A 26,520-nucleotide genomic window follows, 5' to 3' on the forward strand; every position below is an offset into this window, starting at 1 on the left:
ATCGGTTTAATACGCATGCTTATTTGAATTAATTGAGCAATAAAAAAGAATACTTTTTTACTATTTTTCAAAAAATCAGTTGGTTGATAAATTAAGAGGTTATTTTGAAAAAAATGTTCCTTATAATATCTAAACAAAATTCCCTGTTTTTCTTTACTTTTTAGATAATTTGGCGTGTGTAATGAAAATGAGTGTATGATATAATATTTCAAGAATTTTATCTGATTGGATTTGGAATCTATTTCATGCCTTATATTGTTGCTCTGAGTGGTGGAATTGCTAGCGGTAAAAGTACCATTGCTAACCTTTTTGCTCAGTTAGGTGTGCCTATTATTGATGCTGATGTGATTGCTAGGCAAGTTGTTCAAATAGGAACCGAAGCATATAAGCTGATTGTTAAACATTTTAGCCAAGAAATTTTATTACCCAATAATGAATTAGATCGTAGTCAATTAAGAGAAATTATTTTTAATAATGATCATGAAAGACTTTGGCTAAATAATTTGCTACATCCAATCATTCAAGAACAAACACAAATCCAAATTGCTCAGCAAACAGTCGCTTATGTAATTTGGGTTGTTCCCCTATTAGTTGAGAATAATTTACATAATTTTGCTGATAGAGTCTTAATGGTTGATACACCAGAACAGTTACAATTAGAGCGACTTATCCAGAGAGATAATATCGATAAATCGCTAGCACAGAAAATGATATCATCACAAATTTCTTCTAAAAAACGATTAACTTATGCTGATGATATCATTGTAAATAATGGTGATTTGACTTCATTAACCGCGCAAGTGAATAAATTGCATCAACAATATTTAAATAACTTTAATATTAAAAATGGTTAAGTATGGATAAGATTATTTTTGAACATCCACTAAATGAAAAGATGCGCACATGGTTACGTATTGAATTTTTGTTAAAGCAATTAAATTTGCACAGTCATTTTGATCAAAATAATGCGCTTTTATTTTTTCATTCTCTATCCGAATTATTAGAAATCATTGAACGTAATGATGTAAAAAGTGAACTAATCAAGGAAATCGAGACTCAAAAAAATAAACTTTTATCTTGGGCAAATATCGACGGTGTCGATCAAGTACTATTAAATAATTTAATTAGTCAATTTGATGAGTACTTAGTTAAATTCAATTCGGTTATGCGCCTAGGACAAGCTCTAAAAGATGACCGTTTTATTACTGCGATCCGTCAACGTTTAATGATCCCAGGCGGATGCTGTAGTTTCGATCTTCCATCTTTTTATTTATGGTTAGAACAGTTACAAGAAAAGCGCGATAGGCAAGTGCAAAACTGGTTACAACATTTGACAGTTCTTGATGAAGCTTTGTCATGTTGTATGCAAATGATTCGGCAAATGGGTGAATTTAAACCATTTGTTTATAATAGTAATTTTTTTCAAGAAACCAGTGGCGAGTTTAATTTAATTCGAATTCGAGTCTCATTGGATAAAAATGTTTATCCTCAAGTTTCAGGACATATGTCTCGTTATAGTATTCGATTTATACCACTTGAAGCTAGTGAAAATACTATTACTGAAGCATTAGAATTTGAATTAGCCTGTTGTTAACATTAGTAAATATTTTTAAAGAGTTTAAATGAATAAAGAAACTATCCAGTTTGTCAAATGTCCAACTTGTCAAAAGGATGTTGAGTGGTCAGACAAAAATATATATCGACCATTTTGTAGCAAGCGTTGTCAACTTATCGATCTTGGTGAGTGGGCTAATGAAGAACATCGCATTGCAGATAATGAGATATCCGAACAAGATCTTTGGAGTGAAGATGACCTTTCCAATTATGTAGGTAAACATTGATGAAAGTACTTGGAATCGAAACTTCATGTGATGAGACTGGTATTGCTATCTATGATGACGAGCAAGGCTTGATCGCTAACCAACTTTATTCGCAAATTAAATTACATGCTGATTATGGTGGGGTTGTACCTGAATTGGCTTCCCGTGATCATATTCGCAAAACTGTCCCCTTAATTCAAGCTGCATTAAAAGAAGCTAACTTGACATCGGCGGATATCGATGGCGTCGCTTATACGGCAGGGCCTGGTTTAGTGGGGGCTTTAATGGTTGGTGCATCAATAGGTCGTTCTCTTGCTTATGCTTGGAATGTTCCCGCTGTTGCAGTGCATCATATGGAAGGGCATTTACTTGCGCCAATGTTGGAAGATAATCCTCCGCAGTATCCGTTTGTGGCGTTACTTGTCTCTGGAGGGCATACACAGCTTATTAGTGTGACCGGTATTGGTCAATATCATTTAATGGGTGAATCTATCGATGATGCGGCTGGTGAAGCATTTGATAAAACAGCTAAATTACTTGGTTTAGACTATCCGGGTGGAGCTAAACTTTCGAAATTAGCTGAGCAAGGCGATTCTTCTCGATTTCATTTTCCTAGACCGATGACGGATCGTCCTGGACTGGATTTTAGTTTTTCAGGATTAAAAACGGCCGCGGCTAATACTATCCATCAATATAACCAAGGTGTTGAACTTGATGAACAGACTAAAGCCGATATTGCACGCGCGTTTGAAGATGCGTTAGTTGATACATTATTAATAAAATCTCGCCGAGCACTTGAGCAAACGGGTTTTAACCGCTTGGTAATTGCTGGTGGGGTAAGTGCCAATAAACCGTTACGTAATAAATTAGCTGAGCTGATGGCACAACGTAAAGGTCAGGTTTATTACCCTCGCATAGAGTTTTGTACAGATAATGGTGCGATGATTGCCTATGCAGGTATGATTCATCTTAAACAACAACAGTATAGTGATTTAGCGATTAATGTCCGACCAAGATGGCCGTTAAGCGAACTAAATGTGTCGTAACGTATTATTTATTAATTATTGATCTGTTATTTGGTTTAAGTTTTATTTTAGGGAGTGGTTTTATAAAAGTGGGAATCTATCCCACTTTTATTGTGACAAGAAAACTAAAATTTGTCTTGGCTAATTATAGTTTGTTCATTTGAACTATCATTGGTATTATCATCTTTATTTAATGCTAATTTTTCGATGTTACGATTAATATTAAATAAAACACATATTAATTCAAAACCAATTCTGGCTGAAATAACTCCAACTACAAGAGTAATAATACTGCCGATAAGTGCAAACATTCCACCAAAAAAGCTGTAATTAAAACTTGCAAAACTAGCAAAAATCATACCTAGTCCGCCTATAGCGATCAAAACTAATGTTATCCAATAAATAACAGTCATGAATATTGGAGTGATCATTTTTTTTAAAAAGAAAAAGTCGCCTAGTGAAAATTTCTCAGAATTTACTATTTTATTCATTTTAATTCCTTAAATAAAAATTATTGATGATAAATACTTTTAATTTAGAACAATAGCGTATACATTTAAAAATAAATCCATCAATAAAGCAATATTTTTATTTTATAAAACGTTTGAGAAACTATATGAAAACTTTTATCCCCGGCAAAGACGCCGCCCTTGAAGATTCTATTAACTATTTTCACCAACAATTAGCTAGCTATGATTTAGAAGTGAAAGAAGCTTCTTGGCTTAATCCTGTGCCTAATGTTTGGTCTGTCCATATTCAAAACACCCAATGCCCACTTTGCTTTGCCAATGGTAAAGGTGCAAGTAAAAAAGCTGCGCTAGCGTCAGCATTAGGAGAATATTTTGAGCGATTATCGACCAATTATTTCTTTTCTGATTTTTATTTGGGTGAAGATGCTGCCAATGCAGACTTTGTACACTATCCAACAGAAAAATGGTTTCCAATTCCTGAAAGTGGTCTTTTGCCAGAAGGATTATTATCTGAAAAACTGCTTAAGTTTTATAATCCCAATGGTGAGTTAACCGCAATGGATTTAATTGATTTGCAATCAAGTCATCCAGAACGAGGAATATGTACTTTACCTTTTGTTCAACAGTCAGATCATAAAACGGTTTATGTGCCTGTAAATTTGATTGCTAATTTATACGCTTCTAATGGTATGTCTGCGGGTAATACACGTAATGAAGCTCGAGTGCAGGGTTTATCAGAAATTTTTGAACGTTTTGCCAAAAATAAAATTATCGCTGAAGCCATTAGTTTACCAATTATTCCAACTGATGTAATTAATCGCTACCCAGAGGTATTAGCGGCGATAGAGACACTTGAAAATGAAGGTTTTCCACTTTACTGCTTTGATGCGTCTCTTGGTGGCGAGTTTCCAGTAATTTGTGTCGTGTTATTTAATCCTCAAAATGGTACCAGTTATGCGTCGTTTGGAGCGCATCCTAATTTTGGCGTTGCCCTTGAAAGAACCGTTACTGAACTATTACAAGGTCGTAGCTTGAAAGATCTTGATGTATTTTCGCCACCAAGCTTTGATAACGATGATGTCGCAGATTTGAGTAATTTAGAAACACATTTTATCGATTCAAGTGGTTTAATTTCTTGGGATCTGTTTAATCAACAATCTGATTATGAATTTGTGGATTGGGATTTTTCTGGAACCACAGAACAGGAATTTGCAAACTTAATGGCGATTTTTAACCGCTATGAAACCGAAGTATTAATTATGGATTATGAGCATTTAGGCGTCTATGCTTGTCGAATTTTAGCTGTTGGTATGTCAGAAATCTATCCACCAGAAGATTTGTTGTATGCCAATAATAATATGGCGATTCATCTGCGAGATCTGATTTTATCGTTGCCTTATAAAAAAATGACGGCTAAACAGTATCTGACTATTATTGAACAATTAGATGAAGAGGGCTTGGATGATTTTGCCCGAGTTCGAGAATTGCTCGGCATTGCAACTGGAAAAGATAATGCTTGGTTAACGTTACGCATTGGTGAACTTAAAGCGATGCTAGCATTGGCAGCAAAAGATATAGATCAAGCGCAAGCTTGGATTGACTGGACGGTTGAAATGAATGAGTCAATTTTTACCACGGAACGCAATCATGCTTATCGTTGCTTACAAACATTAGTTAATTTTATTCTTGAGCGAGATAAAAAACAGTTTAGCAATTATCAAGATGCATTCAATAAAATGTATGGTAAAGAGTGTGTTGATGAGATGTGGCAATATGCCAATGGTGAAAAAATGTTTTTCGGCTTAGCTGATTTAACCATGACGGATAAATCATTCAATAATAATTTGCAACAATTCGCGATGCATCAAAAGTTATTGGCAGTGTATCAGAAGTTACATCAAGCTATGTTATAAATTTCCAATTGTTAAAGTGGTTCATCTACTTTTGATATTATTCCACCCATAAAGCGGGTGGAATAGACTATTGTTTAACCCTGCCTAGCAAAATCTCCAGCTTGCTTCACTAACTCTTTACTTGGCGTAACGCCTGTATATAACACAAATTGCTCAAGTGCTTGTAATACTGCTACATCAGCACCGGAAATAATGGTTTTATTAAGTGATTTGGCAAATTTTATCATAGGAGTTTCAACGGGCAGAGCAACTACATCAAATACAATATCGGCATTTTCAATCATTGATTGCGGAAACGCCAAATCGTTGGCTTCAGCACCGCCAAGCATTCCAATTGGCGTTACATTAATAATGAGTTTTGCCTGTTCAGGCGCGATGTCTTGCTCGTTTTTAACCCAAGCATAACCATAGCGCTTGGCTAAAGCTTCACCTTTTGTTTGGTTGCGTGCAGCAATTATGCCATTTTTAAAACCTGCGTCATAAAAGGCACCAATTACAGCATTAGCCATTCCGCCACTTCCTTTTAAGACAAAAGGAGTACTATTATCAATGTGGTTTTCTTCAATTAGTCTAGCAACAGCAATATAATCAGTATTGTAAGCTTTTAAATAGTGATCAGTATTAACAATCGTGTTGACCGATTGAATCGATTTTACTGAATCATCCAATTCATCAATAAACTCAATACAAGCTTCTTTATAAGGCATTGAAATGGCACAACCACGAATGGCTAACGCTTTGATACCATAAATCGCATCTTTTAAGTTATTAGTGGTAAAGGCTTTATAGAGGTAATTTAAATCAAGTTGTTCATATAAATAATTATGAAACCGGGTACCAAAATTGCTAGGTCTTGCTGAAAGGGACATGCAAACGATTGTATCTTTATTAATAATTCTTGCCATTATAACGAATCCTTGTGATCATAGTTAAATTCATATTTATTTTATCACTTTATTTATTTAACATGTAAGATTATGGTTGCCAATAATACCGGACCAAAAATTCAAGAAGAAAAGAAAACTGTTAGTGCAATGATTTATCTATATTGCAACAAACATCATCATTCTAAATCTAATCAGTTATGTGAAGAATGTAACGACCTATTGCAATATGCGATGCAACGCTTAACTATGTGCCGTTTTGGAGAGCAGAAAACGACTTGCGAGCGCTGCCCTAAACATTGTTATCGTAAGGATTATAAACAGAAAATCAAACAAGTTATGCGTTTTTCAGGACCAAGAATGATTATCCATCATCCGATTATGGCATTTAAACATTTATATAAAAATTTAACCCGAAAGTAGTGTAACTAATCTACTTTACTCGTTAGCGACGATGCAATATTGATCATAATCGCTAATGAGTGAGCAAGGTTAATCTTTAAATCTAGAATTTCATACTTGCGCTAATTATGGCATGGAATTTGGCAGCAGGAATCGATTCATAAGCAGTTCTATAATTCTTATTTAAAATATTATTGAGATCTATCCCAATATGGTATTGACGATCTGTACCAAACGAGGTGGTTGCCGATAAATTCAGTGTTGACCATCCGCTGTAATGATATACCGATGAATCACTACGCTGTGTGGCTTTGGTCGCAAATCGTATAAACAGATCGGAATCAATATCAAATTTATCGAAGTAAGCTGTATGTTTTATCCCTGCATTTCCTGTAAAGCGAGGGTTACCAGTATCATAAGTATTATAGGTTTCTGTTTCAATTTTACGACGTAAATAATTGCCTTTTAAATAAGGGTTAACGGGTAGTTCTAAATATTCAATACTCAATTCAAGACCATGAGTTTTGGCTTTATTGGCATTACCGTAATAAGTGTAATTTCGCCCAGATATGCCATCACAAATCGCAGAACCATTACAATTCATTTGCGTAATGTAATCTTTTGCATCTGAAAAATAAATCGCCCCATCAATTAACCATTGGTTATTATTATAACGTAAACCAAGTTCGTAGTTATTGGATTTTTCAGCTTTTAGATTAGAGTTACCATAGATTGTTTGCGAAGCCGCAGAGGTGACTGCATAAAGATGTGAAAGTGTTGGATAAACATATCCTTGTGCAAAAGAGGCTCTTAATTGTGTATTTTCAATACCAGAATAGGTTAAACCTGATGACACGACAAAGTTATTATCATGATCTTTCTTTTTGTTATCAATTTTATAATTGGCTGAAGCCGCACCTATAACTGGAACTTTGTTGATTGTTGTATGACCTTTTTTTAGTTTGGATTGTACCCAATATTGACGAGCACCAATATTCCAAGAAATATCATTGGTAATTGCCCAATCATTTTGTCCGAATAGTGAAATACTTGATTGCTGCCATTTATTGGTTAGATATTTGTGTTGTGTGTAACTTGCTCTTGGTGAAGGCATTTTTGATACGACTACGTTATGCGAATCTTGATCGACATTATCTTGTTGATATTGCATACCTGTAATGAGATTTATATTCTTACGTAACTCAAAATCTGATTGTAATGTCATCCCATATGTTTTTTGTTCATCATCAGTTGCGGTATTGGTTGTTACATTCATAATAGGTGCCGGGGATACCACAACATGGTTTCTAAATTGACGATTTAATTTTTGTGTGTAAGCATCATAATGAAGTCTTTTTAAAAAATCACCATTAGCTTCATAATCATAGAATAATCCAACTTTTTCACGTTGTAATTTAGGTAGTTTAACCCAGAATTCCTTAACTTCTGGTGAGGTATCATCTTTGTCAGTATAGGTTTTAGTATCAAGTTTATAACGATCTAATGATACACCAAATTTATGTTTATCTAGATTAAGTCCAAACCATGAACTTAAACTGTTATTACCAAAATCGGTATTATGTAGTTTGCCTTGATAGGCTTTACGATCATTATTTTCAGCATAAGTTCCACTAATACGGTAATCAAAAATGCCGTCAATTGAACCATTTACAGTGCCCATTTCGGTAAAACCATCTGTTGATTGATTATAAATAAATTTCATATCCCCATTGATGGGAGAACCATTTTTGCTACCTTTACGGGTTATAAAATTAACCACACCACCAATGGCTTGTGAACCGTATAATACTGAATGAGGTCCTTTAATCACCTCTATGCGTTCAACGGATTCCATATCAATTAACACCCCGGCACTCGAACCGTGTCCAGAACGATGGTAAGTTACTTCTTGCCCATCGATTAACATCAAAATACGTGAAGGGGCTTCACCGCGGATCATTATCTGTTTGCGCCCAGCAAGAGCATTATCGGTAATTTCTACTCCAGGAATATCACGTAATGATTCAACAACAGAATCACCATTTTGTTTTTCGATGTCATCACGATTGACTGCACTTACTGATACAGAGCTATCCCAAACAGTTTTTTCATTACGATCGGCTGTAACAACAATGGTATCTTGTGGATTATTTTTTCGCTCTTCTGCAAAAGCATCTGCATAAATGCATAAGTTTAATATTGCAATATAACAGCTTGGTTTAACGAAATTTTTGGTACTAAACGTTCTCATTATTTATTTTATCCTGTACAGCGTTAAATTATCTAAGTAAATATAATGCAAATGATAATCATTATTATTAAGTGTGTAAATAATTAAATTAATTAGGATTGTGAAAATTTTAATAGTAAAAGTAGGTTTTTTTATGAAAAGAAAAATTTGTCATTATCATTAACAGTATTTACAATGATGGCTTAATAAAAAGTTAGGTTGATAAAAATGTCTATCGCAGTAATAGAAGTTAATCGTCAAGCAATTGTTCATAATGTCGAGTATATTCGAAAAATCGCACCAAATAGTCAATTGGTGGCAACCATTAAAGCAAACGCTTATTCACATGGTATTGTCGGTGTAGCTGAACTGTTACAAAACAAGGTGGATTATTTTGGTGTAGCGCGGATTTGTGAAGCAATGCTATTACGTCAAAAAGGGATCAACACTCCTATCATATGTTTAGAAGGTTTTTTTCCACATGATGATATCGTTGATTTAGTTGATTTCAATATTCAATCAGCTATTCACAGTAAGTGGCAAATTGATGCATTACAATCATCTCCACTTGAAAACGAAATTACTGCATGGTTTAAACTTGATACAGGAATGCATCGCTTAGGTTTTAATCTTGATGAGGCAAAGACGGAATTTTATCGCTTAGCCAGTTGTTCGGTGGTGCGTAAACCTATAAATATTATAAGTCATTTTAGTTCTGCCGATGAATTAACTTCCGAACAAACTTCAAAACAGCTCGAATTGTTCGATCAATTCATTGCCTCAATTGAAGATAAGTCACTGATTGGTAAATGTTCTATCGCCGCATCAAGTGGTACGCTTGCTTGGTCGCAATCACAGCGTGAAATAGTGCGTCCTGGCATTAGTTTATACGGCATTTCACCCTTTAATGAACCGATTGCTGAATTAAGACCAGCCATGACATTTAAATCAGAACTTATCGCGGTACGTAGCCATAAAAAAGGTGAATCTGTCGGTTATAGTCAGATCTGGTGCAGTCAACAAGATACAAAACTAGGCGTTGTAGCAATGGGATATGGGGATGGTTATCCAAGAAATATTCCTGAAAATACGCCGGTTTTAGTGAATGGTCGCAGAGTGCCGATTGTTGGCCATGTATCAATGGACATGATTGTGGTCGATTTAGGTATTGATAGTCAGGAAAAACCTGGTGATGAAGTGATATTTTGGGGACAAAATTTACCTGTTGAAGAGATAGCTAAATATACGGGCATTAGTCCTTATGAATTGATTACACGCTTAACTGAACGAGCAAAAATCCATTATGTAGATAGATGAGTTATGATTAAAAAAATATTTTTATATACTTTACTGACCCTTATTGTAATTGTTGTAGGTTCTTTCGGTATTTGTTACTACTCTTTACAGCAATTTTCTAAGCAGCAAATTAATGTAACACCTAATAATCAGATGTTTGTATTGAAAAAAGGCACATCAATACATCAATTAATTACTCAACTCAAAGAGGCAAAATTGTTGGATAGAGCCTTTCTACTACCTTATTTATATAAGTTAGATCCCTCCTTAAGCTCTATCAAAGCTGGAACGTATCAATTACATCCTCATATGACAGTCGAAGAATTTTTGCGATTATTAGTATCAGGTAAAGAGAGTAATTTCTCTATTCAATTTGTTGAAGGTAAACGTGCTAAAGATTGGTTAAAAGTGATTCAAAACACGCCTTATATACAGCAAACATTAACTGAAAAAACTGACGAAGAAATCGCAAAATTACTAGGAATTGAAGGATCAATTGAAGGTTGGTTAACCCCTGACACTTATCTTTACACGGCAGATACCTTAGATATTAATATTTTGAAACGTGCGCATATGACCATGAAAAGCAATTTACAAAAAATCTGGGATAACCGAGATAGTGATTTACCTTATCAATCACCTTATGAAATGTTGATTATTGCTTCAATCATAGAGAAAGAAACAGGTCTTAGTTCTGAGCGTGCCAATGTCGCTTCTGTGTTTGTTAATCGCTTAAAAGCCAAAATGAAGTTGCAAACCGATCCTACTATAATTTATGGTTTAGGTGATAATTATACTGGAGTGATTCGGCGTATCGACTTAACCGATACCGAAAATCCTTATAATACCTATGTTATTGATGGATTACCGCCAACACCTATTGCTATGCCAAGCTTAGCTTCATTAGAAGCTGCGGCACACCCAGCTAAAACAAATTATTTATTCTTTGTTGCCAATGGGACAGGTGGGCATACGTTTTCTGATAATTATGGAAATCATCAACAGGCGGTCAATGAGTATCGTAGACAGATAAAATAGGTGATTAACTTTAAAGTTACCTAGAGTAAATTAACGGTATTTTCAACTGTTTTGATTGACTCAACACCAATATTAACAAAAAAATTACCACAAATTTTATGCGGTAATTTTTTTATTGTTTTTTTATGATGTTGATAATTTATCCAGCTGTTTAATTAAATTTAATAAATTATGAATGTTTGCTTCTTCATCTTTTAGTGCTTCTTCAAAGTACGGATGTAAAGCAAATTGTGGTAAGTTGGCATTAGCTTCAATAAGAGCACGCATGCGTGGAATAAAAATCCATTGTAACCATTCTTGAGCTTGCATAGTATCAAGCGCAAAGGGTTGTTCACTTAAAAAAGCATCAGGGTTAGGTGGCGATGTTTGCCATAATGCGGTTTTTTGTAACTCTTCAATAATTAACTCAAGTTGTTTTTCAAATAGCTTTACTTGTGATTTTTGAGCAAGCAATCCTCGATAAAATTGCCAATCAAAACATGGACCAGGATCCGTCTTACGGTCGGGCGCAATATCACTATGACCGATAATATTTTTTATAGCATAAGTTTGTTGTAGTAATAAGGTTACTGCTGCAAGTTGTTGATACTGTATATCCGTAAAATTATCAGTATCACATCCCTCCATTTCAATACCAATTGAAAAGTCATTACAGTTTTCTTGCCCTTCAAAAATTGACTTACCTGCATGCCAAGCTCGTTTATCGAACGGTACAAATTGAATAATTTCTCCATCTCGACGAATGAATAGATGACTTGATACTTTTAGTTTATGAATTGTTGCAAAGTAGGGATGCATATTTGGATCAAGTTTACCGGTAAATAACTGTTCCACATAAGGTCCACCATATTGATTCGGTGGTAAGCTGATGTTATGGATCACTAATAATGAAATAGATACGCCAGTTGGGCGTTCATCATAAAATGGTGAAATGATCTGTTTGACACCTTGTAACCAACCATTAACAATTTTTAGTGACATAGTAAACTCCAACTCATTTTTAAAGTCATTTCATTTATAGACTTGTCTTTGCGATATATTTCACAAACAAAGTTAATTAAATTCAGTCCGCTTCCAAAATAGTGTATTTAAATTTCCAAAATAGCGATCTTCTTATTATTTCATTTTTTTGTTTTGCTATAAAGGTACAACTTAAACCATTTACTTTTTTACTGAGGAATTTATGTCCAATCAATCAGGATTTACTTTATTTGAATTAATGATTGCAATTGTTGTAATCGCTATTTTAACTGCTATTGGTTTGCCTGCTTATCAAGGATATGTGAAAAAAGCGGCTTTAACTGATATGTTGCAAACGATGACAGCTTACAAAACCGCCGTTGAAATTTGTGCAATTGAGCAAGGAAATTTAACTCATTGCAAAAGTGGTAGCAATGGTGTGCCATTAACTAAAAGTACGAATTATGTAACATCCGTTACTGTGACAAATGGTGTTATCACATTAGTGGGTGCAAGTGCTTTGACTGGGTTAACGACGACTTTAACACCTACTGAAAATACGGCTCATGGAGGGTTAGATTGGACTCGAACTTGCTTAACTTCACCACTAGATGACAGTTTGACGACTGCTTGTGAAGATATTTTCAAATTTTAATTTAACAGCAATTAAGAATAAGGAAATTTTTTATGCAAGAAGAACAGTTGGTTGCCAGTCTTGATAAATTACTTCTATCAGCGTTAGATAATCGTGCTTCGGATATCCATTTTGAACCTTATCAAAATTATTATCGTATCCGAATGCGAATTGATGGTGTGTTACAAGATATGCTTACACCACCATTATCGTTAGCTAAACAAATATCGGCTAGATTAAAAATTATGGCCAATCTTAATATTGCTGAGCAGCGATTACCACAAGATGGACAATTGATGATTGATCGCTATGCTATGCGAATAGCGACTTTACCAGTCATAAATGGTGAAAAAATCGTATTACGTGTTATGGATAATCATGACTCAGAGTTAACTATCAATGATTTAGGTCTGAGTACTAATAATTTACACGATTTTCAACAGATACTTGATTATCCACAAGGTTTAATTTTAGTAACTGGACCGACTGGAAGTGGTAAAACCGTGACACTGTATAGTGGATTAAAAAAATTAAACAGCAGTGATCGAAATATTTGCAGTGTTGAAGATCCGATAGAAGTACCAATTGAAGGTATCAATCAAACTTCTGTTAATGTTAAAGCGGGTTTGACTTTTTCTATAATACTACGTGCGCTGTTAAGGCAAGATCCTGATGTTATAATGATCGGTGAAATTCGCGATCAAGAAACGGCTCAAATCGCTATCCAAGCAGCACAAACAGGTCATTTGGTTTTATCTACATTACATACTAATTCAAGCATCGAAGCGTTGACTCGTTTAAATCAAATGGGAATTGAAAATTATCTGCTCTCATCAAGTTTGAAATTGATTGTTGCACAGCGATTAGTACGTAAACTTTGCAATTGCTGTAAAGTAGTGGCCAATCAGTTAATTTTTTTAGGTGATGAAACTATCCCTCATTATGTCGCAAGTGGATGTTCGCATTGTGTAGGTGGTTATAAAGGACGAATTGGATTATATGAATTTCTGGTGATCACTCCAGAGATTCAACATCAAATTTTAACTCATCAGCTTCGTGCTCCATCAGATATGATCTCTTTAAAAAAAGCTGGTCAGAAAATGGTCAAAGATGGCATTACTTCTGTAGCTGAATTACATCGTGTTTTAGGTGATTTTATATGAAGAGGCTCTATATTTGGTATGACTTAGATTTTCGTCAATATCATATAATTGCAACTTCACAGAGCGATGCCAAAAAACAGTTATTGTTACAAGGTAAAATAGCCATAAAAGTAAAAGCGAGGAATTTTATAACGGCACGTAGCTTTAACCATTCGGAATTATTAAATATAACGATGCAATTGGCAACTATGTTAAAGGCTGGATTATCTATCATTGACAGTCTAAATTTACTAGTCGAAGAACAATCTAAACCTCACTGGCAATATTTAATGACTGAAATTGAGGCGCAAATTGTAAAAGGTGAGTCCCTATCAAGTGCATTATCTATATATAATTATGTGTTCTCTCCACTATATTGTGAAATTATTGCCACAGGTGAAATGACGGGTAAACTTGATGAGAGTTTTGAGCAATTAGCATCATTGCTCGAAAAATCCATTAAATTACAAAAAAACCTTAAAAAAGCAATGCGATATCCTCTATTTTTATTATCGGTAGCCATAATTGTAAGCTTAGTCATGTTATTATTTGTTTTACCCAAATTTGCTGATATCTATCGTGATTTTGATGCAGAGCTTCCTTTTTTTACCCAATGTATTATTGATATTGCTGACAGTCTGCAACATAGCTGGCATATAGTATGTATGATTCTCGTAGGAAGTTTTTTTGTTTTTCAACGTTATATTAGCAAGCGATATCGTAACAAAATTGAAATTGCCTTAATGAAATTACCTTTTGTTAATAAAATCATCCAAACAAGTTGTTTAACTCAAATTTTCCAAACAATTGCGATCACCCAAAAAGCAGGAATTCCGTTATTGGCGGGTTTAACTGCTGCGGCTAATGCTTCTTACCATTGTGTTTATCGCAATAGTGTTTTACAAATCATTTCAGGTATTGAGCAAGGACACTCATTCAGTCATGTTTTACATCTACAACCTTGTTTTCCAAACTTGTGTCGTCAGTTAATTCATGTTGGTGAGCAATCGGGTACTTTAGATCTAATGTTAAGCCGTTTAGCTCTTTATTATGAAGTACAAAATCAAACATTAATAGAAAATCTATCCCAAGCTTTTGAACCTTTATTGATGTTAGTCTTGTCCGTGATCATTGGTGGTTTAATTATTGCTATATATTTACCGATATTTCAACTCGGAGAAGTCATTCATTGATGATAATGTTTATAGTTATTTGTCTAGGTCTTTGTGTGGGAAGTTTTATTAATGTTGCATATTGCCGTTTTTCTCCGTCACAAACATTATCAGTTTATCTGAAAGAAATAAGCTTTCAACGTTCAATCTGCCCTTGTTGCCGAACGAAATTAGAATTTTGGCAATTAATTCCGATTGTCTCTTGGATCATCTTAAAAAGGCGTTGTTATTATTGTCAAAACTTCATTTTATTCAGATATGTTGCTTGGGAATTGTTGGTCGCTACTTTATTTTTAGTGATTTATCTGGATAAAGATCTTAGTTATCAGAGTTTTATTTTAATGTTTCTGAGTTGTTACTTTTTATTGTTGGCATCCATTGATTTTAAATACTTTTTACTGCCTGATTTTTTTACTCAACCCTTGATGTGGGCAGGATTAATTGCAGCCTATTTCAATATAACAAACATTAGGTTAGATGAAGCATTAATTGGTATTTTATGTGGTTATCTTTTACTTAAATTACCTGCTATTTTGTTTTATCTGATTTCTAATAAGCAGGGATTAGGTGGAGGTGATATAAAACTACTTGCAGCTCTAGGTACTTGGGTTCCATATCAATTACTTCCACTATTATTGATAATTGCTTCGCTATTGGGTATGTTCTATTATATTTTTCAGAAGAATATTTTGAAAAAGCAGTCTTTGACAATTATTCCATTTGGTCCATTTTTATTAATTTCTGGTTATTACCTATGTTATTTCTGTCAAGAAGTTTCAGATAAACTATACGTTTTAGTCAATAATTTATAGACAAATAACTGTTTCAGTTTCACTATATAACTAAAACCAATAATCTTAGTAAAAATAGTTATTTTCATAAAAGATGAAATAGTCGTATAGTTATGCATATACACTGGCTCAGTTAAAAAAGAGAATCAATAAGGAATTCATAATGAGTATTATCAATCAGTTGAAATTAGATATGATCACTTGGCGTCATCATATCCATGCGCATCCAGAAACCGCTTTTGAAGAAACAAACACGACAAAATTTATAATCGAAAAACTAAAGTCTTTTGGTATTAATGAACTGTATACTGAGTTTGCACCAACTGGTGTAGTTGGTATTATTAAAGGTAATAAAGATGGACGATGGATTGCTTTACGAGCTGATATTGATGCATTAGATATTATTGAAGAAAATAAAATTTCTTATTGCTCAACAATACCGGGTAAAATGCATGCTTGTGGCCATGATGGTCATACTGCTACATTATTAGGAACAGCCAAATATTTAAGTGAACATCGAGATTTTGCTGGAACAGTAGTTGTCATTTTCCAACCTGCAGAAGAAAACGAAGGTGGTGCACGTGTTATGGTTGAAAACGGATTATTTGAACGTTTTCCAATTGAAGCTGTGTATGGTATCCATAATCAACCTAATATGCAACTTAACCATTTCTATGTAACCCATGGCCCAATGATGGCATCCTATGATGTTTTTGAAATTAAAATTACGGGTGTTGGCGCCCATGCCGCGGCTCCTCATTTAAGTAAAGATACTATTTTGACTGCGACTCAAATTGTTAATGGTTTACAGAGCATTGTAAGTCGTAATGCAGATCCACTTAGTTCATTAGTGGTCAGTGTAACTCAAATACATAGTGGCGATACTTGGAATGTAATACCTCAACAAGCAGTTATTCGAGGAACAGTTAGGACTTTCGATGCACAAGTTCAAGATATGACTGAAAATCGCATTAAACAAATTGCTACAGGAATAGCATCTACATTTGAAGCTAAAGCTGAAGTTGACTATCAAAGGCGTTACCCAGCCACTATCAATCATGCAAAGCAAGCTGAAATCGCCATTAAAGCAGCCAAAAATGTAGTAGGGGAAACCGATGTTATTATTGATCCAACTCCATCAATGGGTGCAGAGGATTTCGCTTTTATGCTAAAAAAAATTCCTGGTGCTTATGTTTGGTTAGGAGCTGGTCAAGGTGCTAATTTACATAATCCAGCTTATAACTTCAATGATGAAGTTTTAACAACGGGTGTTGAATATTTTATTGAAATAGTTAAACAAGAATTGGGAAAATAAAAATTAATATTAGTTAATCTATAATTTATATAAATACTAAAATGATTAACCAATTAACAATATTTTATGGTTAACTATTTGATAAATATCCATGAAAATAATGTTTAACTTGATGGAAACTACAAGAATTGGACAAATAAAAGTTAAGATTAGTTAATTTATAATTTATATAAATACTAAAATGATTAAACAGTTAACCAATTAATAATATTTTATGGTTAACTGTTTGATAGAACATCTATGAAAATGATGTTTAACTAGTGAAAACTAAGTACACTGTCAATTTCCCCTTTTACTCTAAATGGGGTATTAAAATCAATGCCATTAGCCAGTACAACTTGAACATAAATATCATTATCCTGATTAAGTTTCAAAGCCGCCAAAACTTGACCGCTTTCTCGCCAATTACCATCAATTTGGTATTCTATGGTGCCACCAATAACAGGTAAAACAGCACTTTTGCCGGCTAATAAATAAAGTCCGCGTTTATTGGCTCCCCGATATTGTGCTCGAGCGACCATTTCTTGCCCACAATAACATCCCTTATCAAAACTAATAGCATTAAGATATTGCAAATTACAGGCTTGAGGTAATAAGCTTTCAGTATTTTCGGCATCAATGATGGGATAACCAGCCTCTAAATCGAGTTGTAACCAACGGCTACAAGGCTCTAAATCATTATCGATTGCCTCTGGTGTTATCTTAATTACTCGAACATGAGGAGAGGTTAATTTTATATAGGTAATATTATTTTCAGTAAAACAATTATTATCCGTAAATTTTGCAAGTATTTCGCTCGGTATTGCTTGTGAATCTAATCCAACAATATTTAAGTCAGTAACAGGTTCAATACTTACTTTTGAAAAGACTGCATATTTTTTTAAAGCAGCCATTTGTTTTTCTACTACACTTTTTCGAACAATATAATAGATATCTTGACCTCGTTGGAATATTAATAAATTGCTCCACATTTTCCCCTGCGAATCACAGTGCGCAGCAAATAATGCTGTTTGTTCTGTAAGATTGTCAGTATCTATTGTTACTTGTCCTTGCAAATATTTATGATTATCAGTACCAGAAACTTTGACTAATTGCCAATCAGCAAGTGAGATGGGTTTAATTGAGAGAATGCTCATAATAACGCCTATATTATAGTAATGGAATCTAGAATCAGTATCGCCAGAGATTAACTTATTAAGAGTTTATATAAATACGATAAAAATAACAATAAAATCAATAAATAATATTGCGATGAAAATTATTAAATATTGTTTTAATTAATTTTATTTATAACAATTTAATATATTTTACTATTATAAAAATTTGTATTACTTATATTATTGAGTTTATTGATTTTATATATAAGTTAATGCAAAATGAATTATTAGATGACAAATTAGTTATATTGGAGGCTATAAGCATGGCAAAATTGTCAGGTGCGGAGATGATCATTCAATCTTTGATTGATCAAGGAGTAAAACAGATATTTGGTTATCCTGGTGGTAGTGTTCTAGATATCTATGATGCAATTCACACACTCGGTGGTATAGAGCATATTTTAGTACGTCATGAACAAGCCGCCGTGCATATGGCGGATGGTTATGCCAGAGCAACTGGGGATGTTGGTGTGGTTTTGGTAACCTCAGGTCCTGGTGCAACCAATACAATAACAGGCATTGCCACCGCCTATATGGATTCAGTACCGCTAGTTATTTTGTCTGGTCAAGTTGCCAGTAATCTAATCGGTAATGATGCTTTCCAAGAATGTGATATGGTTGGTATTTCTCGTCCAATTGTTAAACATAGCTTTCTAATTAAAGATAGTAAAGATATTCCTGAAACAATAAAAAAAGCATTTTATATAGCCTCAACAGGCAGACCAGGACCTGTCGTAATTGATTTACCAAAAGATATTGTAAATCCTGCTAATAAATATAATTATCATTATCCAGAAACAGTATTTATGCGATCTTATAATCCAACCATTCAAGGTCATAAAAAACAGATCAAAAAAGCATTAACTACTTTATTGTCTGCTAAAAAGCCAGTGTTATTTATTGGTGGTGGTGTAATTAGCGCAGATGCAAGTAGTGAAATTAAATCCCTTAGTGAAAAGTTAAATTTACCAGTTACTTCAACACTAATGGGTATTAGTGCTTTCCCTGGGACAGACAAACATTTCTTAGGGATGATTGGTATGCATGGTGTTTATGAAGCCAATATGGCGATGCATAATGCGGATGTGATTCTTGCTATTGGTGCACGTTTTGATGATCGAACGACTAATAACGTTGAAAAATATTGCCCAAAAGCCAAAATTATCCATATTGATATCGATCCTACCTCAATATCCAAAACAATTCAGGCGACAATTCCTGTTGTTGGTGATGCCAAAGTCGTTCTTGAAATCATGTTATCCATGTTGGATGAGTTAAATATCGAACGTGATTTTGATGCATTAGTTGATTGGTGGAAACAAATTGAACATTGGCGTGCACGACACTGCTTAGCCTATAGTCATGAAGGTCAAAGTATCAAACCTCAAGAAGCCATTGAAGTGTTATACAAATTAACTAAAGGTGATGCATATGTGGCAACTGATGTGGGGCAACATCAAATGTTCGCCGCGCTTTATTATCCATTTGATAAACCACGTCACTTTATTACATCGGGCGGGTTAGGTACCATGGGATTTGGTTTGCCTGCTTCACTTGGCGTTAAATTAGCGTTTCCTGATAAAACGGTTGTTTGCGTTACAGGTGATGGCAGTATTCAAATGAATATACAAGAACTTTCAACGGCATTGCAATATGGCCTACCTGTTATTGTCTTAAATCTTAATAACCGTTTTTTAGGAATGGTTAAACAGTGGCAAGACATGATTTATGCTGGTCGTCACTCTTCATCTTATATGGAGTCATTACCTGATTTTGCAAAAATTGCTGAAGCTTATGGTCATGTGGGTATGATGATTAACAAGCGGGAAGATCTTGAACCTATGCTTAAAAAAGCGCTTTCGATAAAAGATCGTTTGGTTTTTATTGATGTCATGACAGACGCCACAGAACATGTTTATCCAATGCAAGTTCGCGGTGGGGCAATGAATGAAATGTGGTTAAGTAAAACGGAGAGAACCTAATGCGTTATATTTTATCAATTTTAACAGAAAACGAGCCGGGCGCATTGTCACGTATCATTGGTTTGTTTTCACAACGTGGGTTTAATATTGAATCCATTACGACCGCACAAACTGAAGATCCGACAATGAGTCGAATGACGATTCAAACCTCAGGAGATGAACATGTGCTTGAACAGGTCCAAAAACAACTTCATAAACTAGTTAATGTGTATCGTGTTAATGATTTAACCGAAGGCCCACATGTAGAGCGTGAAATTATGTTAGTGAAAATAGCGGCTAAAACGTCAGATGCCCGTGATGAAGTTAAACGTTGTGCCGATATCTTTAGAGGTTCGATTGTCGATGTGACAGCAACTCACTATATTGTTCAAATGTCAGGCACCAGTGAAAAATTAGAGTCATTTCTATCTTCAATTCGAGAGACCTGCAATATAGTTGAAATGGTTCGATCTGGTATTATTGGCTTATCACGCAGTGAAAGAACAGTCAAATAGTTATCTTCAAAATAAAACGAAGGGCGCATCAAGCGCCTTTTTTATAATAGGAACGAGTACAAACTTAAGTTATGTCTTTCTTCAATTCGAGTGACCTGCAATATAGCTGAAATGGTTCGATCTGGTGTTATCGGCTTATCACGCAGTGAAAAAACAGTCAAATAGTTATCTTCAAAATAAAATGAAAGGCGCATCAAGCGCCTCTCTAAAAATCAATTATAATTTAATTATTAAATTACCTAAAAAATTCCAAAAATGTGGCATAGAACAACGATTTCGGACTTATGTCCTAGTTGAATGAAATATATCCTGATTATAATTTGGAAATAACTTACTAATTAATCAGGAAATATTATGACCGCACATATCAATGCTAATCCTAACGATTTTGCACAAACCGTTATCATGCCTGGCGATCCTTTACGAGCCAAATTTATTGCAGAAAATTATTTAACTGACGCAAAAGAAGTTTGTAATGTACGTAATATGCTTGGATATACAGGCCTTTATGATGGTGTTGCTGTTTCTGTGATGGGGCATGGAATGGGTATCCCATCAATGACACTTTATGCGCATGAACTAATTAATAACTATAACGTAAAACGCATTATTCGAGTTGGTAGTATAGGCGCAACCCAACTAGGCATTAAAATGCGAGATGTTATTTTGGCGATGGCTGCTGGAACTGATTCTATGACCAATCAAAAAAGAGCTAATGGTTATAACATCGCAACATCCGCGACCTTTTCATTATTGCATCGAGCATATGAAATAGCTAATGAAATGGGTTTACCTGTAAAAGTTGGTAATGTTTTTAGTGGTGATCTTTATTATGACCCAGATGAAACGTTAATTGGTACGCTCGAAAGATCGGGTGTTTTAGGTATAGACATGGAGGTCGCAGGTCTATATGGTATTGCACAGCAGTTTAATATTGAGTCATTAGCCATTTTAACGGTTTCTGATCACTGTTTAACTGGCGAAGAAACGACCGCAGAAGAGAGGCAACTAACATTTAATAATATGATAAAGCTGGCTTTAAATGTTGCTACTTAACCCTAATTAGTTATGCAATGCATATCTTTGGATAATAATATGAAAAATAAATTATCTCTTACATTTATCAGTTTTTTAGCGAATTTCATTATGGCTGGTTTTGCCAGTCAATTTGGTATGCTAATTGAACCAATCGCACAAAGCTTTAGTGCTGATGTTAATAATGTTGCATTCATTTTTTCTTTATTAAATGGAGGGGCATTACTGGGAACAATTTTAGCATTTTTTTTAATTGATATTATTGGTATTAAACGAATTACCTTACTAAGTTATAGTATTATCGTAATAAGTTCATTTATTTTATATCTCACTAACTCGTTAATAATACTTCAAGTTTCTATGATTTTGGTAGGTTTATGTGGTGGAATAGGTTTGTGCATTGCCGGTACAATTGTGGTATCTACTTGGCAAGATAAAATACAAAGTACAATATTAGTTGTACAAGATGCGACTTTCAATATTGCTGGTGTGATTTTTCCACTTATTACAACCTACGCTTTAACTCATGACCTGTCTTGGGCTACGAGCTATTTAGCTGTTGGCATTGTCGCTATAGTGATGTTAGTCATAATTTTATTTACCAATTTTAATTCAATCAGCGAGCCTCATGCTGATCAAAAACAACAAAGTCATCAAAAATCTGAATGGAACTTTGGTATTTTATCTGCTGGTTTTGGATTATTTTTGGCCATGCTTGCGTTATATACTTTTTTAACTTGGGCGCCATTATTTGTGAGTCATAAATTTTCTATTTCTTTTGAAGATGCAGGCAACATTATCACTCAATATTGGGGCGCAGCCTTGATTGGGGCTCTTGTTTCGACAGCAATTGTTACGCGGATTAAAATTGAGTATTTTTTTGTAACTATTATTATATTAGCCTTTGTTATGACTTTGTTGATTGTTAATGTTCAACATATTGATTATATTGGTTACTTTACCTATGGATATGGTTTTGTTTGCGCTGCGTTATATAATGCCTTTGTTGCTTATGGCGTGACATTTGTAAAAAATGCATCAAGTAAAAATGTTTCATATATTTTAATCAGTGGTAGTGCTGGAGCCATGTTTAGTCCGGCAATTAGTTCTGTATTGAATGAGTATTTTGGTCTGCAAATTATTATGAATGCAATCCCAGTTTTTTATGTAATTATTATTATAATGTTAGCTATTTCAATGTTCATGAAAAAGAGAACATGTAGCATCAATAAAATTTAACAAAAAATTTTCAATTACAGAAAGTTAAAATAAAATTGTATATCGCTATTATTATCACAGTTGATTATAATTAAGTCATATTAGAACAAGATAACGATATGAATAATTGAATATCTAACTATTAAAAATACAGAGTATTTTTGTTATTAAAAGTTGGCTAGTTGTGATAATTTTATGCAATTGAAATCATTAAATAAAGGTCGTTTTAACCAGTATTGGCAAGATAATAATCAATTATTTGAAACAATTATAGAGCAGTGTATTGTTGATAAAAAAATTGTTGATGAAAAAACGATTCTTTTCCGGCAGGGATGTAAAGTCGATAAGTTAATTGTTGTTTATAATGGTACGATTTCGATACGTTATCAGGCAAATAATGGGCGCTGTTTTCATCTTGGTACCGTAGATTGTGATGATCATATTTTTGGTGAAATGGAGTTTTTCACCGACTATTTATGTCAATTTGATATTATCGCCGAAGATGTGTTAACTATTGCTGTAGTTAGTATCGATAAATTATATCTATCATTACTTGAACACCCTAAATTAGCACTGTTTTTTGCCAGTGCTATCGCTTTTGATTATCAAGAAACATTAGATATCTTATTAAAAAGATCATTATATTCAATTTGTTTTAATATTGCTTTTGATATTTATCAGTATCATCTAAATGTGCATCCTGTAAATAATTTCCAAAAAAAATATTTAGAAGCTGAACGTTTTGGCACAACAGATCGTGTCTATCGCCGTGCTGTTAATGAATTAATAAATTTAGATATCGTACATAAAGTTGCTGGGAAATTGGAAATTAAAGATATCAATAAGCTCAAAGCTTTTATTGAATGTCAGGAGAAAATCGCCAAATAATTAAAAAACAGTTAACACATCACAGCAAACAGATTAATAATTTTTTATTATTTTATAAATGAGCAGTGTTTAAATAAAATATAAATAATTTTTAACATAAGGAATTTTAATATTAGATGAATAGTCAAAAAAATTTATCAACCATTATGCTATTTTAGCTTATAGGGTTTCAGTTTGACAATCAATATTGTCTTATTGGTGTGTGATAGTTGTTATTACTATAGCCATAGTATTTCTGGTTTCAAAATTAATTAATCTAATGCAGCTGAAATCATTAAATATTATTAAGTAAGGTAATATCGTTGTTTATTCATTTTTATAAGAAATAAATAGTATGTTATATATTTTAGCGATTATATTTTTTGTTGTTTACTTGCCATCTTTGGTAAAGGAGATTATCCCGAAACCAAAAATACTGAATGATCTGTATAAAGAAAAGCCACCCGAAGGTGATGTCGTTATCCGTGAAAATGCCATCCGACAGTTAACGGAAGAAGAAGTTATTTTGCTTAAGCCTTATCTTGATAATGAAGATCTTATTTCTCATCCTTATCAATGGGAAAGTTCATTAATCAGTTTGGATGTCATGAGAATCACGGGTTATATTGAAAAAGATTATCCCAGTGTAAGTCATTATGATTACTATTACAAGATGGGGAATCTACGGATATTCTTTCCTTACCGTATGGCAGGTCGTATTAAAGGGTTTAATAAAGGTTTCCATGATGAAGATCCTAGAATTAAGTCAGACTATATTAATACTGCAGAAGTTGTTTTGACTAAAAGCTATGCAATTGTTGTTAAAATAAATCATTATGGGTTATTGGAAGCTGGTCTAAATCTATATGATCGTAAAGAGAGGCAAATTGGAGATTTTTGGCAGACAGGAAAATTAAAACCTATTCCTTTAAGTAGCGCTGAAAGCGCAAATGAAACCTTTACCCAACTAATAACAGAAGAATCAGAAAAAGTACCCACTTTTGAAATTCTTAACAAAAGAGAAAATAATCAATTTGAAACCGCAATTGAAGACCGGAGCAACTCTGGTATATTAATGATTGCATCGTATGTCTTAGGTGTGATGGGGTTGCTTTTTTTCGAACATTTTCAATCGCTGGTATTGGTTGTTTGTTCAATCATATGTTTTATATTATCTATAATAGCGTCTGTTATAAAACGAGAAATACATACCGAACATGTCAATCATATAAAAGCCCAAATTAAATGTAACTGGCCTAGCTATCAGAAATTGCGTATTGATACTAAGTTTGATGTTTATTATCCCGAATACTGGAAACCGTTTCTTCCAAAAAAAAGTGACATACCGATTGATATGCAGATCGGGATTTACTCTCGACAATTGCTCAGCTGTGGTGACTATTTATCAATAAGCGAAGAAGTGAAAAATTATGGTGCACCAAAATTTATCTACCATAATGTCTTATTGGCTATTACGGGGTTAATACTTACCGTGTTAATGTTCTTTTTTACCAATGCCATTGAAAAATTTGATTTTACTTATCGTCAATTAACTGCACCTGTCACTACTTGGCAGATTGATGATGAAAAAAACTTAAAGAATTTGTCCATTCAATCTATGGATCGGATTAATCTCGATTTATCGAGTGTCTGGTGTGATATTAACAATATGCCAAGCAAAAAAGATGATTACCTTCAATGTAATAAAATATTTTTTAATATCAATCCAATAGACAGTTCTAAGCTTAATCTTTTTCCTTTATTACCTCAATCTATACAAGAAATTTATCATAGCAATATCTTCAAAATGAAAAAGGATTTAGAGGTTTTTGTGATGACTAGGTTAAAGAAAAAGATTTTAGATGCTCGTATAGATAATAAACCAATATTTAAAGATTATCCAAAATTAAACCAAGATTTTAAAAACGAAAAACTGTTTCAATTGATAAAAATATATGATATCGATAAGGCTATTCTAACCTTTGATGACAGTTGTAATCATCTAAACCTTGAACCCTGTGACAGAATTAAAAACTGGCTAGCCATTTTACTGCCAGAGGATAGCAGTATTGGTTCATATAATTGGCCTGCTGTGGTGGATTATGCAAAATCGCATCATGATATTCAAAAAATCGAAAAATTAACCTCGGCTGAAAATATTGAACGATTAGTTGCTCAATATCGAAAAAATGTTCTTGAGCAATTTATCTTTGATGCAAAAGAAAAAATAGTGATGCTACAAAATGATGAAAACAATCTAAGCATACAATTTACCAATTCAATCCAACTTTATGATAAAAATTATAAAAATATATATGATAATGAAATGCTCAAAGAACAACTCGATTACTATAATGGTATTTTATTAGGAAATAATGCTAATTTAAAAATTAGCGGTATAGTAACCAATGTAAGTTATCATAATGGTGCAGTTTCAAAATTAACAATTTCAACAGATCCTAATTATAATTTTGATAAAAACCAGTTATTCTCATTTTCGTCGCCTATTTTGATCAACAATTTTGTATTTCTATTAGTTATTTTAATTACTTTAATAAATAGTATTTTGATTATCTGGAAAAAAATAGCCAATCAACAGCGACTTCAAATAATTATGTATAACTATAAAAATAAAATAGTTAAATTTACTGATTAATTATTTGAATTGAATTTAG

The 26,520-nt window shown here is 33.5% G+C and carries 25 protein-coding genes and 1 pseudogene; 19 read left to right on the forward strand and 7 right to left on the reverse strand.

Annotated elements, in window-relative coordinates; all coding sequences use genetic code 11:
• The first annotated feature begins 245 nt into the window (after window positions 1–245).
• Genes coaE through tsaD form a run of 4 tightly spaced genes read left to right on the forward strand, consistent with a single transcriptional unit; the run spans window position 246 to window position 2,866 of the window.
• Window positions 246–854, forward strand: coding sequence for a dephospho-CoA kinase (gene coaE, locus GAPWK_RS05025; protein WP_025315178.1), 609 nt, complete (start codon window positions 246–248; stop codon window positions 852–854).
• A gap of 2 nt (window positions 855–856) precedes the next feature.
• On the forward strand, window positions 857–1,594 hold the full coding sequence (gene zapD, locus GAPWK_RS05030; RefSeq protein ID WP_025315179.1) for a cell division protein ZapD: 738 nt from the start codon (window positions 857–859) through the stop codon (window positions 1,592–1,594).
• Between the two features lie 28 nt (window positions 1,595–1,622).
• The gene (gene yacG, locus GAPWK_RS05035) at window positions 1,623–1,841 is read left to right on the forward strand and encodes a DNA gyrase inhibitor YacG (protein WP_025315180.1); all 219 of its coding nucleotides are present in this window, start codon (window positions 1,623–1,625) and stop codon (window positions 1,839–1,841) included.
• The gene (tsaD, locus tag GAPWK_RS05040) at window positions 1,841–2,866 is read left to right on the forward strand and encodes a tRNA (adenosine(37)-N6)-threonylcarbamoyltransferase complex transferase subunit TsaD (RefSeq protein ID WP_025315181.1); all 1,026 of its coding nucleotides are present in this window, start codon (window positions 1,841–1,843) and stop codon (window positions 2,864–2,866) included. Before yacG ends, tsaD begins: the two co-directional genes overlap by 1 nt.
• Before the next feature lie 104 nt (window positions 2,867–2,970).
• Here the strand turns inward: tsaD and GAPWK_RS14115 are convergent, their stop codons facing one another.
• A complete protein-coding gene (locus GAPWK_RS14115) occupies window positions 2,971–3,336 on the reverse strand; it encodes a DUF4282 domain-containing protein (RefSeq protein WP_025315182.1) in 366 nt (121 codons plus the stop codon).
• 125 nt (window positions 3,337–3,461) lie between these two features.
• Between GAPWK_RS14115 and ycaO the strand changes: the two genes are divergently transcribed.
• Window positions 3,462–5,228, forward strand: coding sequence for a 30S ribosomal protein S12 methylthiotransferase accessory factor YcaO (gene ycaO, locus GAPWK_RS05050; RefSeq protein ID WP_025315183.1), 1,767 nt, complete (start codon window positions 3,462–3,464; stop codon window positions 5,226–5,228).
• 74 nt (window positions 5,229–5,302) lie between these two features.
• Here the strand turns inward: ycaO and GAPWK_RS05055 are convergent, their stop codons facing one another.
• Window positions 5,303–6,133 carry a shikimate 5-dehydrogenase gene (locus GAPWK_RS05055; RefSeq protein WP_025315184.1) on the reverse strand — a complete coding sequence of 277 codons (831 nt, stop codon included), beginning with the start codon at window positions 6,131–6,133 and terminating at the stop codon, window positions 5,303–5,305.
• A gap of 72 nt (window positions 6,134–6,205) precedes the next feature.
• Between GAPWK_RS05055 and GAPWK_RS05060 the strand changes: the two genes are divergently transcribed.
• On the forward strand, window positions 6,206–6,535 hold the full coding sequence (locus GAPWK_RS05060; RefSeq protein WP_025315185.1) for a nitrous oxide-stimulated promoter family protein: 330 nt from the start codon (window positions 6,206–6,208) through the stop codon (window positions 6,533–6,535).
• Between the two features lie 82 nt (window positions 6,536–6,617).
• Here GAPWK_RS05060 and GAPWK_RS05065 read toward each other — a convergent pair whose 3' ends face one another.
• Window positions 6,618–8,765, reverse strand: coding sequence for a TonB-dependent receptor plug domain-containing protein (locus GAPWK_RS05065; RefSeq protein WP_025315186.1), 2,148 nt, complete (start codon window positions 8,763–8,765; stop codon window positions 6,618–6,620).
• Between the two features lie 207 nt (window positions 8,766–8,972).
• Here GAPWK_RS05065 and alr point away from each other — a divergent pair, with 207 nt between their 5' ends.
• Complete coding sequence (alr, locus tag GAPWK_RS05070) at window positions 8,973–10,061, forward strand: alanine racemase (RefSeq protein WP_025315187.1); 1,089 nt, start codon at window positions 8,973–8,975, stop codon at window positions 10,059–10,061.
• A 3-nt stretch (window positions 10,062–10,064) separates the two neighbouring features.
• Window positions 10,065–11,078, forward strand: coding sequence for an endolytic transglycosylase MltG (gene mltG, locus GAPWK_RS05075; RefSeq protein WP_025315188.1), 1,014 nt, complete (start codon window positions 10,065–10,067; stop codon window positions 11,076–11,078).
• 123 nt (window positions 11,079–11,201) lie between these two features.
• Here mltG and GAPWK_RS15495 read toward each other — a convergent pair whose 3' ends face one another.
• Together GAPWK_RS15495 and ampD are read right to left on the reverse strand one after the other, a co-directional pair.
• The gene (locus GAPWK_RS15495) at window positions 11,202–11,531 is read right to left on the reverse strand and encodes a YqcC family protein (protein ID WP_407919853.1); all 330 of its coding nucleotides are present in this window, start codon (window positions 11,529–11,531) and stop codon (window positions 11,202–11,204) included.
• Window positions 11,511–12,059, reverse strand: a pseudogene (ampD, locus tag GAPWK_RS15500) (1,6-anhydro-N-acetylmuramyl-L-alanine amidase AmpD); the annotation flags it as partial. The gene GAPWK_RS15495 and the pseudogene ampD, both read right to left, overlap by 21 nt.
• 202 nt (window positions 12,060–12,261) lie before the next feature.
• Between ampD and ppdD the strand changes: the two are divergent.
• The 5 genes from ppdD (at window position 12,262) to GAPWK_RS05105 (ending at window position 17,092) form a co-directional block, all read left to right on the forward strand.
• Window positions 12,262–12,693, forward strand: coding sequence for a prepilin peptidase-dependent pilin (gene ppdD, locus GAPWK_RS05085; protein WP_025315190.1), 432 nt, complete (start codon window positions 12,262–12,264; stop codon window positions 12,691–12,693).
• Between the two features lie 32 nt (window positions 12,694–12,725).
• Complete coding sequence (locus GAPWK_RS05090; RefSeq protein ID WP_025315191.1) at window positions 12,726–13,835, forward strand: GspE/PulE family protein; 1,110 nt, start codon at window positions 12,726–12,728, stop codon at window positions 13,833–13,835.
• On the forward strand, window positions 13,832–15,007 hold the full coding sequence (locus GAPWK_RS05095; RefSeq protein WP_025315192.1) for a type II secretion system F family protein: 1,176 nt from the start codon (window positions 13,832–13,834) through the stop codon (window positions 15,005–15,007). Before GAPWK_RS05090 ends, GAPWK_RS05095 begins: the two co-directional genes overlap by 4 nt.
• A 35-nt stretch (window positions 15,008–15,042) precedes the next feature.
• Entirely contained in the window at window positions 15,043–15,798 is a 756-nt protein-coding gene (locus GAPWK_RS05100; protein WP_158413575.1) for a prepilin peptidase, read from the forward strand.
• Between the two features lie 142 nt (window positions 15,799–15,940).
• Window positions 15,941–17,092, forward strand: a complete 1,152-nt coding sequence (locus GAPWK_RS05105; RefSeq protein ID WP_025315194.1) for a M20 aminoacylase family protein — start codon at window positions 15,941–15,943, stop codon at window positions 17,090–17,092.
• Window positions 17,093–17,349: 257 nt separating this feature from the next.
• Here GAPWK_RS05105 and ygfZ read toward each other — a convergent pair whose 3' ends face one another.
• Window positions 17,350–18,228, reverse strand: a complete 879-nt coding sequence (gene ygfZ, locus GAPWK_RS05110; RefSeq protein ID WP_025315195.1) for a tRNA-modifying protein YgfZ — start codon at window positions 18,226–18,228, stop codon at window positions 17,350–17,352.
• A 284-nt stretch (window positions 18,229–18,512) separates the two neighbouring features.
• Between ygfZ and GAPWK_RS05115 the strand changes: the two genes are divergently transcribed.
• Complete coding sequence (locus tag GAPWK_RS05115; protein WP_025315196.1) at window positions 18,513–20,231, forward strand: acetolactate synthase 3 large subunit; 1,719 nt, start codon at window positions 18,513–18,515, stop codon at window positions 20,229–20,231.
• The gene (gene ilvN / locus GAPWK_RS05120) at window positions 20,231–20,725 is read left to right on the forward strand and encodes an acetolactate synthase small subunit (protein WP_025315197.1); all 495 of its coding nucleotides are present in this window, start codon (window positions 20,231–20,233) and stop codon (window positions 20,723–20,725) included. Before GAPWK_RS05115 ends, ilvN begins: the two co-directional genes overlap by 1 nt.
• Before the next feature lie 41 nt (window positions 20,726–20,766).
• Here ilvN and GAPWK_RS14850 read toward each other — a convergent pair whose 3' ends face one another.
• Complete coding sequence (locus tag GAPWK_RS14850; protein ID WP_158413576.1) at window positions 20,767–20,919, reverse strand: hypothetical protein; 153 nt, start codon at window positions 20,917–20,919, stop codon at window positions 20,767–20,769.
• A gap of 160 nt (window positions 20,920–21,079) precedes the next feature.
• Here GAPWK_RS14850 and deoD point away from each other — a divergent pair, with 160 nt between their 5' ends.
• From deoD to GAPWK_RS05140, 4 genes are all read left to right on the forward strand, one after another.
• Window positions 21,080–21,781, forward strand: a complete 702-nt coding sequence (gene deoD / locus GAPWK_RS05125; protein WP_025315198.1) for a purine-nucleoside phosphorylase — start codon at window positions 21,080–21,082, stop codon at window positions 21,779–21,781.
• 39 nt (window positions 21,782–21,820) lie between these two features.
• Window positions 21,821–22,999, forward strand: a complete 1,179-nt coding sequence (tsgA, locus tag GAPWK_RS05130; RefSeq protein WP_025315199.1) for an MFS transporter TsgA — start codon at window positions 21,821–21,823, stop codon at window positions 22,997–22,999.
• Between the two features lie 174 nt (window positions 23,000–23,173).
• A complete protein-coding gene (locus GAPWK_RS05135) occupies window positions 23,174–23,866 on the forward strand; it encodes a Crp/Fnr family transcriptional regulator (protein ID WP_025315200.1) in 693 nt (230 codons plus the stop codon).
• Window positions 23,867–24,200: 334 nt separating this feature from the next.
• The gene (locus tag GAPWK_RS05140) at window positions 24,201–26,501 is read left to right on the forward strand and encodes an IgaA/UmoB family intracellular growth attenuator (protein WP_025315201.1); all 2,301 of its coding nucleotides are present in this window, start codon (window positions 24,201–24,203) and stop codon (window positions 26,499–26,501) included.
• Window positions 26,502–26,520: the final 19 nt, after the last annotated feature.

The sequence above is a fragment of the Gilliamella apicola genome (genome assembly GCF_000599985.1).
In the GTDB taxonomy this organism is placed as follows: Bacteria; Pseudomonadota; Gammaproteobacteria; order Enterobacterales; family Orbaceae; genus Gilliamella; species Gilliamella apicola.

What these genes read in the sequence shown, in the direction of transcription:
- GAPWK_RS05105 (WP_025315194.1), top strand. Translation starts at nt 15,941, where the DNA reads ATGAGTATTATCAATCAGTTGAAATTAGATATGATCACTTGGCGTCAT.
- GAPWK_RS05140 (WP_025315201.1), top strand. Translation starts at nt 24,201, where the DNA reads ATGTTATATATTTTAGCGATTATATTTTTTGTTGTTTACTTGCCATCT.
- tsaD (WP_025315181.1), top strand. Translation starts at nt 1,841, where the DNA reads ATGAAAGTACTTGGAATCGAAACTTCATGTGATGAGACTGGTATTGCT.
- ycaO (WP_025315183.1), top strand. Translation starts at nt 3,462, where the DNA reads ATGAAAACTTTTATCCCCGGCAAAGACGCCGCCCTTGAAGATTCTATT.
- GAPWK_RS05060 (WP_025315185.1), top strand. Translation starts at nt 6,206, where the DNA reads ATGGTTGCCAATAATACCGGACCAAAAATTCAAGAAGAAAAGAAAACT.
- GAPWK_RS14850 (WP_158413576.1), bottom strand. Translation starts at nt 20,919, where the DNA reads ATGCGCCTTTCATTTTATTTTGAAGATAACTATTTGACTGTTTTTTCA.
- ilvN (WP_025315197.1), top strand. Translation starts at nt 20,231, where the DNA reads ATGCGTTATATTTTATCAATTTTAACAGAAAACGAGCCGGGCGCATTG.
- mltG (WP_025315188.1), top strand. Translation starts at nt 10,065, where the DNA reads ATGATTAAAAAAATATTTTTATATACTTTACTGACCCTTATTGTAATT.
- alr (WP_025315187.1), top strand. Translation starts at nt 8,973, where the DNA reads ATGTCTATCGCAGTAATAGAAGTTAATCGTCAAGCAATTGTTCATAAT.
- GAPWK_RS05135 (WP_025315200.1), top strand. Translation starts at nt 23,174, where the DNA reads ATGCAATTGAAATCATTAAATAAAGGTCGTTTTAACCAGTATTGGCAA.
- ygfZ (WP_025315195.1), bottom strand. Translation starts at nt 18,228, where the DNA reads ATGAGCATTCTCTCAATTAAACCCATCTCACTTGCTGATTGGCAATTA.
- GAPWK_RS14115 (WP_025315182.1), bottom strand. Translation starts at nt 3,336, where the DNA reads ATGAATAAAATAGTAAATTCTGAGAAATTTTCACTAGGCGACTTTTTC.
- GAPWK_RS05055 (WP_025315184.1), bottom strand. Translation starts at nt 6,133, where the DNA reads ATGGCAAGAATTATTAATAAAGATACAATCGTTTGCATGTCCCTTTCA.
- coaE (WP_025315178.1), top strand. Translation starts at nt 246, where the DNA reads ATGCCTTATATTGTTGCTCTGAGTGGTGGAATTGCTAGCGGTAAAAGT.
- GAPWK_RS05115 (WP_025315196.1), top strand. Translation starts at nt 18,513, where the DNA reads ATGGCAAAATTGTCAGGTGCGGAGATGATCATTCAATCTTTGATTGAT.
- deoD (WP_025315198.1), top strand. Translation starts at nt 21,080, where the DNA reads ATGACCGCACATATCAATGCTAATCCTAACGATTTTGCACAAACCGTT.
- ppdD (WP_025315190.1), top strand. Translation starts at nt 12,262, where the DNA reads ATGTCCAATCAATCAGGATTTACTTTATTTGAATTAATGATTGCAATT.
- zapD (WP_025315179.1), top strand. Translation starts at nt 857, where the DNA reads ATGGATAAGATTATTTTTGAACATCCACTAAATGAAAAGATGCGCACA.
- yacG (WP_025315180.1), top strand. Translation starts at nt 1,623, where the DNA reads ATGAATAAAGAAACTATCCAGTTTGTCAAATGTCCAACTTGTCAAAAG.
- GAPWK_RS05090 (WP_025315191.1), top strand. Translation starts at nt 12,726, where the DNA reads ATGCAAGAAGAACAGTTGGTTGCCAGTCTTGATAAATTACTTCTATCA.
- tsgA (WP_025315199.1), top strand. Translation starts at nt 21,821, where the DNA reads ATGAAAAATAAATTATCTCTTACATTTATCAGTTTTTTAGCGAATTTC.
- GAPWK_RS05065 (WP_025315186.1), bottom strand. Translation starts at nt 8,765, where the DNA reads ATGAGAACGTTTAGTACCAAAAATTTCGTTAAACCAAGCTGTTATATT.
- GAPWK_RS05095 (WP_025315192.1), top strand. Translation starts at nt 13,832, where the DNA reads ATGAAGAGGCTCTATATTTGGTATGACTTAGATTTTCGTCAATATCAT.